We start from the raw sequence: 12,521 nt of genomic DNA, 5'->3' as shown, positions 1-12,521 counted from the left end.
ATGAATGCTTTGCGCCGTTTTGCCCTGATCTTGTGCCTTGTACCGCTCGGCAGCCTGGCTGGTGTTGCCCAGGCTGCGCAGCCGGCAGGCCAGGCGCAGGCGGCGCCGGTGCAGAAAGCCAAGCCGGTGCAGAAAGCCGCAGCCAGGCCAGCGCACAAGCAGCCTGCAAAAAAAGCCGGTAACAGCAAGGCCAGGCCGGCGCGCAAGCAGGTGAGCAAGGAGGTTGCCAAGCCGCTACCCAAGGCGAAGCTGGACCTCAGCCTGCCGGCCGATATGGTCGATGACCTTGAGCCGAATGTGGGCAGCCCTTCGCCGATACAGCGACGCAAGCCTTTGCTGCCACCCATGTTCACTGAAAAGCCGGAGGCCAGCGATAGCCCGTTCCAGCTCAATGGCCGGTTGATCAGCAACGAAATGCAGCTGCAGCTGCGCAATGACAGCCGTCGCGACGTGGAAGGGGCGGCCATCGATTTCGAGTACCGCCAGTAGCAGGTGAACTGACTGCCGGGTCACGGCAGATTTCATCATGCCAGCAATTTCAAACGCCTGTTTGAGCGGTTACTATCCAGGGACGTTCGTCCCGTTTTGTTCCAGGGAGTCCTGATTTTGGTGAATAGCCATGAATTGCCGTGAGGGCTGTGGTGCCTGCTGCATCGCCCCGTCCATCACCTCTGCGATGCCGCGCATGCCCAATGGCAAGCCGGCTGGCGAGCGCTGCCTGCACCTGACCGTCGACAACCTCTGCGACCTGTTCGGCAAGCCCGAGCGGCCGGCAGTGTGTGGCGGTTTCAAGGCGGATGTGGAGGTATGCGGCAGTGATCGTGACGAGGCCATCAGGATTCTTGGTTGGTGGGAGCAGATGACGGCGGCGTGACAGGCTGGATCTTCGACAACAAGGATAAACATGATGAGATCGTTCAAGCGTATTGCTCTGCTGTGTGGCATGGGTGTTCTGCTGTCGCCCGCGGCCTGGGCCGAAAACTGGCAGGTGGCCAAGGACGAGGAGGGGATCAAGGTTTCCCTCAGTGAAGTGGCCGGTTCCAAGTACAAGGCCTATCAAGGCGTCACCGTGATCAAGGCGCCGCTGGCCAAGGTGCAGGCGTTGCAGGAGGACGTGGTCGGGGCTTGTGCATGGATTCACGAATGCAAGTCGCAGAAGCTGCTCAAGCACGAAGGTGACCAGAGCTGGACCTACACCCAGTTCAATACGCCATGGCCGGTCACGCCGCGGGACTCGGTATTGCATGTGACCACGGTGAAGGGGGCTGATGGCAGCCTGGTGCGCAACCTGAAGGAAGAGCCGACCTACGTCCCGGAAGAGAAGGGCTTTGTGCGGGTGGCGAAGGTCGAAGGCTTCTGGAGGCTGGTGCCCAAGGGTGACAGCACGGAAGTGACCTATCAGGTGCACACCGAGCCGGGTGGTAGCGTGCCGGCGATGGTGGCCAACAAGTTCGTGGTGGATGCGCCGTTCAATACCCTGAAAGGGTTGCGAGAGCGGGCTGAGAAAAACTGAGGCATTGTGTCACTTGTGCCGGCCTCTTCGCGGGTAAACCCGCTCCCACAGGTATCCCGCAAACTTTCGGGCCTGTGGGGTCCCTGTGGGAGCGGGTTTACCCGCGAAGAGGCCAGCACAGGACGAATAAAAAAGGCTGCCCGAGGGCAGCCTTTTTGCGTTCGGCTATGGAAGCTTACTTGCGGTCCTGCAGCGCAACGATGTCGCGCTTCTGCTCGCCGGTGTACAGCTGGCGCGGGCGGCCGATCTTGTACGGGCTGGAGAGCATTTCTTTCCAGTGCGAGATCCAGCCCACGGTACGTGCCAGGGCGAAGATCACGGTGAACATGCTGGTCGGAATGCCGATCGCCTTGAGGATGATCCCCGAGTAGAAGTCGACGTTCGGGTACAGCGAGCGCTCGATGAAGTACGGATCGGTCAGGGCGATCTCTTCCAGGCGCATGGCCAGTTCCAGCTGCGGGTCGTTCTTGATGCCCAGCTCGCGCAGGACTTCGTCGCAGGTCTGCTTCATCACGGTGGCGCGCGGGTCGCGGTTCTTGTACACGCGGTGACCGAAGCCCATGAGCTTGAACGGGTCGTTCTTGTCCTTGGCCTTGGCGATGAACTTGTCGATGTTCGAGACATCGCCGATTTCATCGAGCATGGTCAGTACCGCTTCGTTCGCACCGCCGTGGGCCGGGCCCCACAGTGCGGCGATACCGGCGGCGATACAGGCGAACGGGTTGGCACCCGACGAACCGGCCAGACGAACGGTAGAGGTGGAGGCGTTCTGCTCGTGGTCGGCGTGGAGGATGAAGATCCGGTCCATCGCCTTGGCCAGCACCGGGCTGATCGGTTTGATCTCGCACGGGGTGTTGAACATCATGTGCAGGAAGTTTTCCGCGTACGACAGGTCGTTGCGCGGGTACATCATCGGCTGGCCCATGGAGTACTTGTAAACCATCGCGGCCAGGGTCGGCATCTTGGCGACCAGGCGCACCGCGGAAATTTCGCGGTGTTGCGGGTTATTGATGTCCAGGGAGTCGTGATAGAACGCCGACAGGGCGCCGACCACGCCGCACATCACCGCCATCGGGTGGGCGTCGCGGCGGAAGCCGTTGAAGAAGGACTTCAGCTGCTCGTGAACCATGGTGTGGTTCTTCACGGTGCTGACGAACTGGGCCTTCTGCTCGGCATTCGGCAGTTCGCCGTTGAGCAGCAGGTAGCAGGTTTCGAGGTAGTCGGACTTTTCGGCGAGCTGCTCGATCGGGTAGCCGCGGTGCAGCAGGATACCTTTGTCGCCGTCAATGTAGGTGATCTTCGACTCGCACGAGGCAGTCGCCATGAAACCAGGGTCGAAGGTGAAGTGACCAGTGGCCCCCAACCCGCGGACGTCGATTACATCAGGACCAACGGTGCCGGTTAAAATGGGCAGCTCGACGGGGGCAGCGCCCTCGATGACCAACTGCGCTTTTTTGTCAGCCATGTGGCCTCCTATTAATGCTTGAAATCATCAGACAGACCCCCCACGCAGGGCCCGCACCACTATAGAGGGATAAATTCAGATGTCAATTTGCCTAAAGGCTTGTTGAAACAGGCATTGAGGCCTGATTTTTCGCGAAATTCTCGCCCATTTACGCCTTTTGTGCGTTAAAGGCAATGCGCTATTTGGGCTACCCCGTCACGTTGTCATAAGCAGCCTAACTGTCTATACTCGCAACCCGACCGCCAGGGGCTTGCAAGCCCGAACTGCTGGGGGTCGCCGTTCCCTGGGTGGTGGGTACCTGACCAGTACACTTACCAACAACTTTGCCCTGATTCGCTAGGGGCTCTTCAGTGTGAAAAAAGCCGTGAAAAGCCAACGACCTGTAAACCTAGACCTAAGGACCATCAAGCTCCCCGTCACTGCGTACACGTCCATCCTGCATCGTATCTCCGGCGTCATCCTGTTCCTTGGCCTTGCCATCATGCTTTATGCACTGGGCAAGTCGCTGGGTTCCGAGGAAGGCTTTGGTGAGGTGAAGGCGTGTCTGACCAGCCCGCTGGCCAAATTCGTGACCTGGGGCCTGCTATCCGCCCTGCTTTATCACCTCGTGGCAGGTGTACGTCACCTGATCATGGACATGGGCATCGGTGAGACGCTGGAAGGCGGCAAGCTGGGCTCGAAAATCGTGATCGTCATCTCCGTGGTGCTGATCGTTCTGGTGGGAGTTTGGGTATGGTAACCAATGTCACGAACCTGTCGCGTTCGGGCCTCTATGACTGGATGGCGCAGCGCGTTTCTGCGGTCGTTCTCGCGGCTTACTTCCTCTTCCTGATCGGCTACGTGGTCGCCCACCCAGGCATCGACTACACCCAGTGGCATGGTCTGTTCTCCAACAACGCGATGCGGATCTTCAGTCTGCTGGCCCTCGTTGCCCTGGGCGCTCACGCCTGGGTCGGCATGTGGACCATTGCAACCGACTACCTGACGCCAATGTCGTTCGGCAAGTCGGCAACTGCGATTCGTTTCCTGTTCCAGGCGGTATGCGGCGTTGCGATGTTCGCTTACTTCGTCTGGGGTGTGCAGATTCTCTGGGGTATCTGATCCATGGCTAGCATTCCAACCATTTCCTTCGACGCCATCATCATCGGTGGCGGCGGCGCCGGCATGCGCGCAGCGCTGCAGCTGGCTCAAGGCGGCCACAAGACTGCCGTGGTCACCAAGGTCTTCCCGACCCGTTCGCACACTGTATCCGCCCAGGGCGGCATCACCTGCGCCATCGCTTCGGCCGACCCGAACGACGACTGGCGCTGGCACATGTACGATACCGTCAAAGGCTCCGACTACATCGGTGACCAGGACGCTATCGAATACATGTGTCAGGAAGGCCCGGCTGCGGTCTTCGAGCTGGACCACATGGGCCTGCCGTTCTCGCGTACCGAAACCGGCCGCATCTACCAGCGTCCGTTCGGTGGCCAGTCCAAGGACTTCGGTAAAGGTGGCCAGGCCGCCCGTACCTGTGCTGCTTCCGACCGTACCGGTCACGCGCTGCTGCACACCCTGTACCAGGGCAACCTGAAGGCAGGCACTACCTTCCTCAACGAGTACTACGCTGTTGACCTGGTGAAGAACCAGGACGGCGCGTTCGTCGGTGTGATCGCAATCTGCATCGAAACCGGCGAAACCATGTACATCAAGTCCAAGGCCACCGTTCTGGCCACTGGCGGTGCCGGTCGTATCTACGCCTCCACCACCAACGCCCTGATCAACACCGGTGACGGTATCGGCATGGCGCTGCGTGCAGGCGTGCCGGTGCAGGACATCGAGATGTGGCAGTTCCACCCGACCGGCATCGCCGGCGCCGGTGTACTGGTTACCGAAGGTTGCCGCGGTGAGGGTGGCTACCTGATCAACGCCCACGGCGAGCGCTTCATGGAGCGTTACGCGCCGAACGCGAAAGACCTGGCCGGCCGCGACGTGGTTGCCCGTTCCATGGTCAAGGAAATCATCGCCGGCAACGGCGTGGGCCCGAACAAGGACCACGTGCTGCTGAAGCTGGACCACCTGGGCGAGGAAGTGCTGCACAGCCGCCTGCCAGGTATCTGCGAGCTGTCCAAGACCTTCGCCCACGTCGACCCAGTCGTCGCGCCGGTTCCGGTCGTACCGACCTGCCACTACATGATGGGCGGCGTTGCCACCAATATTCATGGCCAGGCCATCACCATGGACGCCGAAGGCAAGGACCAAATCATCCCGGGTCTGTTCGCAGTGGGTGAAGTGGCGTGCGTATCGGTCCACGGTGCCAACCGCCTGGGCGGCAACTCGCTGCTCGACCTGGTGGTATTCGGTCGTGCCGCTGGCCTGCACCTGGAAAAATCGCTGTCCGACGGCGTGGAATACCGCGACGCCAGCGACACCGATATCGATGTTGCCCTGAACCGCCTGAACAAGCTCAACGAGCGTACCGCTGGCGAAGACGTTGCCAGCCTCAAGCGCGAGCTGCAGAGCTGCATGCAGAACTACTTCGGTGTATTCCGTACTGGCGAATACATGCAGAAGGGTATCGAGCAGCTGGCCGGCCTGCGTGACCGTATTGCCAACGTCAAGATCAACGACAAGTCCCAGGCCTTCAACACCGCGCGTATCGAAGCGCTGGAGCTGCAGAACCTGCTGGAAGTCGCCGAAGCTACCGCCATCGCGGCCGAAGCCCGTAAAGAGTCCCGCGGCGCCCACGCCCGTGAAGACTTCGAAGACCGTGACGACGAAAACTGGCTGTGCCACACCCTGTACTACCCGGGTGAGAAGCGCGTTGCCAAGCGCGGCGTCAACTTTGCGCCGAAGACTGTTCCAGCCTTCGAACCAAAAGTCCGGACTTACTAAGGGTGGCTGCTATGTTGAAAGTCGAAGTTTATCGTTACAACCCGGACACCGACTCGGCGCCCAAAATGGAGTCGTTCGACGTCGATACCGGCGGCAAGGACCTGATGGTTCTCGATGTATTGGCGCTGATCAAGGAAAAGGACGAAGGTTTCTCGTACCGTCGCTCCTGCCGTGAAGGCGTTTGCGGTTCCGACGGCATGAACATGAACGGCAAGAACGGCCTGGCCTGCATCACCCCGCTGTCGGCGGTGGTGAAGGGCAACAAGCTGGTTCTGCGCCCGCTGCCGGGCCTGCCGGTCATTCGTGACCTGGTCGTCGACATGAGCATCTTCTACAAGCAGTACGAGAAGGTGAAGCCGTTCCTGCAGAACGACACTCCTGCGCCGGCCATCGAGCGCCTGCAGTCGCCGGAAGACCGCGACAAGCTGGACGGCCTGTACGAGTGCATCCTGTGCGCTTGCTGCTCGACTTCCTGCCCGTCGTTCTGGTGGAACCCGGACAAGTTCCTGGGCCCGGCCGCACTGCTGCAGGCCTATCGCTTCCTGGCCGACAGCCGTGACACCAAGACCCAGGAGCGCCTGGCGTCCCTGGATGACCCGTTCAGCGTGTTCCGCTGCCGCGGGATCATGAACTGCGTCAACGTTTGCCCGAAAGGTCTGAACCCGACCAAGGCAATCGGCCACGTACGTAACATGCTGCTGCAAAGCGGCACCTGATACAAAGAGTTGTACCTGCAGTAAGCCGAGGTGCGGGTGGTGAGCCCGCACTGAGGTAAAACCCGAACAAGGGCCCACAAAGCCCGCGTTCATTACCTATGAAGATATGAGACCAGCAGGGGCTTTCCGGGCTGGTACCCGGAAAATCAGCAGGATCCAAGTGGCGTGGTTCAGTCGCTGTATTCGGACTTTTCCAGGTTTGCTGTGGCTCTCGCCGATCAGTCCCCTAACCGAGGGTGACCAAGCATGCAAGAAAGCGTGATGCAGCGCATGTGGGAAAGCGCCCACCTTTCAGGTGGTAACGCTGCATATGTGGAAGAGCTTTATGAGCTCTACCTGCACGACCCTAACGCTGTGCCAGAAGAGTGGCGCACCTACTTCCAGAAGTTGCCCGCCGACGGCAGCACCGCTACCGATGTATCGCACTCGACAATCCGCGACCATTTCGTACTGCTGGCAAAGAACCAGCGCCGCGCCCAACCGGTATCCGCCGGGAGCGTGAGCAGTGAACACGAGAAGAAGCAGGTTGAAGTTCTGCGACTGATCCAGGCCTATCGTATGCGCGGCCATCAGGCTGCCAAGCTCGACCCGTTGGGGTTGTGGCAGCGTCCTGCGCCCGTAGACCTGTCGATCAATCACTACGGCTTGACCAATGCCGATCTTGATACGACCTTCCGTGCCGGCGACCTGTTCATCGGCAAAGAGGAGGCGAGCCTACGCGAGATCTTCGAGGCGCTCCAGAAGACATATTGTCGCACCATTGGCGCCGAGTTCACCCACATCGTCGATTCCGAGCAGCGCAGCTGGTTCCAGCAGCGCCTGGAAAGCGTGCGCGGCCGTCCGGAGTTTTCCGCTGACGTGCAGGCCCACCTGCTCGAGCGCGTGACCGCCGGTGAAGGCCTTGAGAAATACCTGGGCACCAAGTACCCGGGCACCAAGCGTTTCGGCCTCGAGGGCGGCGAAAGCCTGATCCCGATGCTGGACGAGATGATCCAGCGTTCCGGTTCCTACGGCACCAAGGAAGTCGTGATCGGCATGGCCCACCGTGGCCGCCTGAACGTTCTGGTCAACACCTTCGGCAAGAACCCGCGCGAGCTGTTCGACGAGTTCGAAGGCAAGAAGATGAACGAGCTGGGCTCCGGTGACGTGAAGTATCACCAGGGCTTCTCCTCGAACGTGATGACCCCGGGTGGCGAAGTGCACCTGGCCATGGCGTTTAACCCGTCCCACCTGGAAATCGTCTCGCCAGTGGTCGAGGGTTCGGTGCGCGCCCGTCAGGACCGCCGCAACGACACCGTTGGCGACAAGGTACTGCCGATCTCGATCCACGGCGACGCAGCATTCGCCGGCCAGGGCGTGGTCATGGAAACCTTCCAGATGTCGCAGACCCGCGGTTTCAAGACCGGCGGTACCGTGCACATCGTGATCAACAACCAGGTTGGTTTCACCATCAGCAACCCGCTGGACGCGCGCTCCACCGAGTACGCCACCGACGTTGCCAAGATGATCCAGGCGCCGATCCTGCACGTGAACGGGGACGACCCGGAAGCCGTGCTGTTCGTGACCCAGCTGGCCATCGACTACCGCATGCAGTTCAAGCGTGACGTGGTCATCGACCTGGTCTGCTACCGCCGCCGCGGCCACAACGAGGCCGACGAGCCGAACGGCACCCAGCCTTTGATGTACCAGCAGATCAGCAAGCAGCGCACCACGCGTGAACTGTACGCTGAGGCGCTGATCCAGGCCGGCCGCATCGACTCCGAGCGCGCCCAGGCCAAGATCGACGAGTACCGCAACGCGCTGGACAACGGCCTGCACGTGGTGAAGAGCCTGGTCAAGGAGCCGAACCGCGAGCTGTTCGTCGACTGGCGTCCGTACCTGGGCCATGCCTGGACCGCGCGTCACGACACCCGCTTCGACCTCAAGACCCTGCAGGAACTGTCGGCCAAGCTGCTGGAGATCCCGGAAGGTTTCGTCGTCCAGCGCCAGGTCGCCAAGATCTACGAAGACCGTCAGAAGATGCAGGCCGGTGGCTTGCCGATCAACTGGGGTTATGCAGAGACCATGGCCTACGCCACCCTGCAGTTCGAAGGTCACCCGATCCGCATGACCGGCCAGGACATCGGCCGTGGCACCTTCTCGCACCGTCACGCGGTGCTGCACAACCAGAAGGACGCCAGCACCTACGTACCGCTGAAGAACCTGTTCCCGGGCCAGCCTCAGTTCGAACTGTACGACTCCTTCCTGTCGGAAGAAGCGGTACTGGCCTTCGAATACGGCTACTCGACCACCACGCCGAACGCGCTGGTGATCTGGGAAGCCCAGTTCGGTGACTTCGCCAACGGTGCGCAAGTGGTGATCGACCAGTTCATCACCAGCGGCGAGCACAAGTGGGGCCGTCTGTGCGGTCTGACCATGCTGCTGCCACACGGTTATGAAGGGCAGGGCCCGGAGCACTCCTCCGCGCGCCTGGAGCGTTACCTGCAGCTGTGCGCCGAACACAACATCCAGGTCTGCGTACCGACCACCCCGGCCCAGATCTACCACCTGCTGCGTCGCCAGGTCATCCGTCCGCTGCGCAAGCCGCTGATCGTGCTGACGCCGAAGTCGCTGCTGCGCCACAAGCTGGCCATCTCGACCCTGGAAGACCTGGCAGAAGGCTCGTTCCAGACCGTGATCCCGGAAATCGACAGCCTCGATCCGGCCAAGGTCGAACGCCTGGTCCTGTGCGGCGGCAAGGTTTACTACGACCTGCTGGAAAAACGCCGTGCCGAAGGCCGCGAAGACATCGCCATCGTGCGTATCGAGCAGCTGTATCCGTTCCCTGAGGACGACCTGGTCGAAATCCTGGCGCCTTACACCAACCTCAAGCATGCGGTCTGGTGTCAGGAAGAGCCGATGAACCAGGGCGCCTGGTACAGCAGCCAGCACCACATGCGCCGTATCCTGGGCCGCCACAACAAGGCACTGGTCCTGGAATACGCCGGCCGCGACGCTTCCGCCGCGCCAGCCTGTGGTTACGCATCGAAGCACGCCGAACAGCAGGAAAAACTGCTGCAAGACGCCTTCACTGTTTAATGCCTTCGCGCACCTGAAACCGAATTTAAGGAAACACAGATAATGGCTATCGAGATCAAAGCCCCAACCTTCCCGGAATCGGTTGCCGATGGCACCGTTGCCACCTGGCACAAGCAGCCGGGCGATGCCGTCAAGCGTGACGAGCTGATCGTCGACATCGAGACCGACAAGGTCGTCCTGGAAGTACTGGCCACCGCCGACGGCGTGCTGGGCGCCATCGTCAAGGGCGAGGGCGACACCGTCCTGTCCGACGAAGTACTGGGTTCGATCGTTGAAGGCGGTGCTGCCGCTGCTGCACCAGCTGCTGCCCCGGCCGCTGCTGCCCCGGCTGCCGCTGCTGCCGACGCTGGCGAAGAAGACCCGGTTGCCGCCCCGGCCGCGCGCAAGCTGGCTGAAGAGAACGGCATCGACCTGGCTACCGTTGCCGGCACCGGCAAAGGTGGTCGCATCACCAAGGAAGACGTCGTCGCTGCCGTCGCCAACAAGAAGTCGGCGCCTGCTGCTGCTGCCAAGCCTGCCGCCGCTGCCGCTGCTGCCCCGGTTGTCGTTGCCGCTGGCGACCGCACCGAGAAGCGCGTGCCGATGACCCGCCTGCGCGCCAAGATCGCCGAGCGTCTGGTCGAAGCCCAGTCGAGCATGGCCATGCTGACCACCTTCAACGAAGTCGACATGACCGAAGTCATGGCCCTGCGTTCGAAGTACAAGGACCTGTTCGAGAAGACCCACAATGGCGTACGCCTGGGCTTCATGTCGTTCTTCGTCAAGGCCGCCACCGAAGCCCTGAAGCGCTTCCCGGCTGTCAACGCCTCGATCGACGGCAACGACATCGTCTACCACGGCTACGCCGACGTCGGCGTTGCCGTGTCCAGCGACCGTGGCCTGGTGGTACCGGTACTGCGTAACGCCGAGTCGATGAGCCTGGCGGAAATCGAGAACGGCATCGCCACCTTCGGCAAGAAGGCCCGTGACGGCAAGCTGGCCATCGAAGAGATGACCGGCGGCACCTTCACCATCACCAACGGTGGTACCTTCGGTTCGATGATGTCGACCCCGATCGTCAACCCGCCGCAGGCCGCCATTCTCGGTATGCACAACATCATCCAGCGCCCTATGGCCATCAATGGCCAGGTGGTGATTCGCCCGATGATGTACCTGGCGCTGTCGTACGATCACCGCCTGATCGACGGCAAGGAAGCGGTAACCTTCCTGGTCACCATCAAGAACCTGCTGGAAGATCCGTCTCGCCTGCTGCTGGACATCTAACCCTCTGGCTGCGTACCGTGCCGGCCCTGGCTTCGCAGGAAGCCATGCCGCGCGGTCCGCGGCTTGTAGCTTGTAGCTGATAAGGAATCTTTTATGACCCAGAAATTCGACGTAGTGGTGATTGGTGCAGGTCCTGGCGGCTATGTGGCTGCCATCAAGGCCGCACAACTTGGTCTGAAGACTGCCTGTATCGAGAAGTACACCGACGCCGAGGGCAAGCTGGCCCTGGGCGGCACCTGCCTGAACGTAGGTTGCATTCCTTCCAAGGCGCTGCTGGACAGCTCCTGGAAGTACAAGGAAGCCAAAGAGAGCTTCAACGTCCACGGTATCTCCACTGGTGAAGTGAAGATGGACGTCGCCGCGATGGTTGGCCGCAAGGCTGGCATCGTCAAGAACCTGACCGGTGGCGTTGCCACCCTGTTCAAGGCCAACGGCGTTACTTCGATCCAGGGCCACGGCAAGCTGCTGGCCGGCAAGAAAGTCGAAGTCACCAAGGCTGACGGCACCACCGAAGTCATCGAAGCCGAGAACGTGATCCTGGCTTCCGGCTCGCGCCCGATCGACATTCCGCCGGCTCCGGTCGACCAGAACGTCATCGTCGACTCCACCGGCGCCCTGGAATTCCAGGCCGTGCCGAAGCGCCTGGGCGTTATCGGTGCTGGCGTGATCGGCCTGGAGCTGGGCTCGGTATGGGCGCGCCTGGGTGCTGAAGTCACCGTCCTGGAAGCCCTGGACACCTTCCTGATGGCTGCCGACACCGCCGTGTCGAAAGAAGCCCAGAAGACCCTGACCAAGCAAGGCCTGGACATCAAGCTGGGCGCGCGCGTCACCGGCTCGAAAGTCAACGGCAACGAAGTCGAAGTGACCTACACCGACGCCAACGGCGAGCAGAAGATCACCTTCGACAAGCTGATCGTCGCGGTCGGCCGTCGCCCGGTGACCACTGATCTGCTGGCCGCCGACAGCGGCGTGACCATCGACGAGCGTGGCTACATCTTCGTCGACGACTACTGCGCTACCAGCGTGCCGGGCGTGTATGCCATCGGTGACGTGGTACGCGGCATGATGCTGGCCCACAAGGCCTCGGAAGAGGGCATCATGGTGGTTGAGCGCATCAAGGGCCACAAGGCCCAGATGAACTACGACCTGATCCCGTCGGTCATCTACACCCACCCGGAAATCGCGTGGGTCGGCAAGACCGAACAGGCCTTGAAGGCCGAGGGCGTTGAGGTTAACGTGGGCACCTTCCCGTTCGCGGCCAGCGGCCGTGCGATGGCTGCCAACGACACCGGTGGTTTCGTCAAGGTCATCGCCGATGCCAAGACCGACCGCGTCCTGGGTGTACACGTGATTGGCCCATCGGCTGCCGAACTGGTGCAGCAGGGCGCAATCGCAATGGAATTCGGCACCAGTGCCGAGGATCTGGGCATGATGGTCTTCAGCCATCCGACCCTGTCCGAAGCGTTGCATGAAGCAGCGCTGGCAGTGAATGGCGGCGCCATTCACGTGGCCAACCGTAAGAAGCGTTAATTATAAGAAACCACGGCGGGCTGCCCGTCGTGAGTCTTGCGTGCATGACTCACCGCGGAAAGTCCGCCGGACCGGATCA

The 12,521-nt window shown here is 61.3% G+C and carries 11 protein-coding genes; 10 read left to right on the top strand and 1 reads right to left on the bottom strand.

Annotation, left to right across the window (positions count from 1 at the left end):
* The 3 genes from ACGLHT_RS12295 to ACGLHT_RS12285 all read left to right on the top strand — a co-directional run bounded on the left by ACGLHT_RS12295 (window position 1) and on the right by ACGLHT_RS12285 (window position 1,513).
* Window positions 1–489, top strand: a complete 489-nt coding sequence (locus tag ACGLHT_RS12295; RefSeq protein ID WP_075045847.1) for a hypothetical protein — start codon at window positions 1–3, stop codon at window positions 487–489.
* A 130-nt stretch (window positions 490–619) separates the two neighbouring features.
* Window positions 620–874: a YkgJ family cysteine cluster protein gene (locus ACGLHT_RS12290; protein WP_025339973.1), complete on the top strand. Its 255-nt coding sequence runs from the start codon at window positions 620–622 to the stop codon at window positions 872–874.
* Window positions 875–907: 33 nt separating this feature from the next.
* Window positions 908–1,513, top strand: a complete 606-nt coding sequence (locus tag ACGLHT_RS12285) for an START domain-containing protein (protein WP_137164836.1) — start codon at window positions 908–910, stop codon at window positions 1,511–1,513.
* 175 nt (window positions 1,514–1,688) lie between these two features.
* On the opposite strand, the gene gltA is transcribed toward ACGLHT_RS12285, so the two are convergent.
* Window positions 1,689–2,978 (bottom strand): citrate synthase, encoded by a 1,290-nt coding sequence (gltA, locus tag ACGLHT_RS12280; protein WP_013973445.1) that lies wholly within the window; start codon window positions 2,976–2,978, stop codon window positions 1,689–1,691.
* Between the two features lie 352 nt (window positions 2,979–3,330).
* Here gltA and sdhC point away from each other — a divergent pair, with 352 nt between their 5' ends.
* The 7 genes from sdhC (at window position 3,331) to lpdA (ending at window position 12,442) form a co-directional block, all read left to right on the top strand.
* Window positions 3,331–3,717, top strand: coding sequence for a succinate dehydrogenase, cytochrome b556 subunit (sdhC, locus tag ACGLHT_RS12275; protein WP_012315350.1), 387 nt, complete (start codon window positions 3,331–3,333; stop codon window positions 3,715–3,717).
* Window positions 3,711–4,079 (top strand): succinate dehydrogenase, hydrophobic membrane anchor protein, encoded by a 369-nt coding sequence (sdhD, locus tag ACGLHT_RS12270; protein WP_003254214.1) that lies wholly within the window; start codon window positions 3,711–3,713, stop codon window positions 4,077–4,079. The genes sdhC and sdhD overlap by 7 nt, the downstream gene beginning before the upstream one ends.
* A 3-nt stretch (window positions 4,080–4,082) precedes the next feature.
* Window positions 4,083–5,855 carry a succinate dehydrogenase flavoprotein subunit gene (gene sdhA, locus ACGLHT_RS12265; RefSeq protein WP_025339971.1) on the top strand — a complete coding sequence of 591 codons (1,773 nt, stop codon included), beginning with the start codon at window positions 4,083–4,085 and terminating at the stop codon, window positions 5,853–5,855.
* 11 nt (window positions 5,856–5,866) lie between these two features.
* Window positions 5,867–6,571 carry a succinate dehydrogenase iron-sulfur subunit gene (locus ACGLHT_RS12260; protein WP_016711649.1) on the top strand — a complete coding sequence of 235 codons (705 nt, stop codon included), beginning with the start codon at window positions 5,867–5,869 and terminating at the stop codon, window positions 6,569–6,571.
* A gap of 246 nt (window positions 6,572–6,817) precedes the next feature.
* Window positions 6,818–9,649 carry a 2-oxoglutarate dehydrogenase E1 component gene (locus ACGLHT_RS12255; RefSeq protein WP_025339970.1) on the top strand — a complete coding sequence of 944 codons (2,832 nt, stop codon included), beginning with the start codon at window positions 6,818–6,820 and terminating at the stop codon, window positions 9,647–9,649.
* A 42-nt stretch (window positions 9,650–9,691) separates the two neighbouring features.
* On the top strand, window positions 9,692–10,912 hold the full coding sequence (odhB, locus tag ACGLHT_RS12250) for a 2-oxoglutarate dehydrogenase complex dihydrolipoyllysine-residue succinyltransferase (protein WP_025339969.1): 1,221 nt from the start codon (window positions 9,692–9,694) through the stop codon (window positions 10,910–10,912).
* Between the two features lie 93 nt (window positions 10,913–11,005).
* Entirely contained in the window at window positions 11,006–12,442 is a 1,437-nt protein-coding gene (lpdA, locus tag ACGLHT_RS12245; protein WP_013973439.1) for a dihydrolipoyl dehydrogenase, read from the top strand.
* The last annotated feature ends 79 nt before the right edge of the window (window positions 12,443–12,521 follow it).

The sequence above is a fragment of the Pseudomonas sp. PsB genome, assembly GCF_043658375.1.
Classification (GTDB): Bacteria; Pseudomonadota; Gammaproteobacteria; order Pseudomonadales; family Pseudomonadaceae; genus Aquipseudomonas; species Aquipseudomonas putida_Z.
The sequence above is the reverse complement of the archived record's forward strand: the minus strand, read 5'-3'. Positions and strand labels throughout refer to the sequence as shown.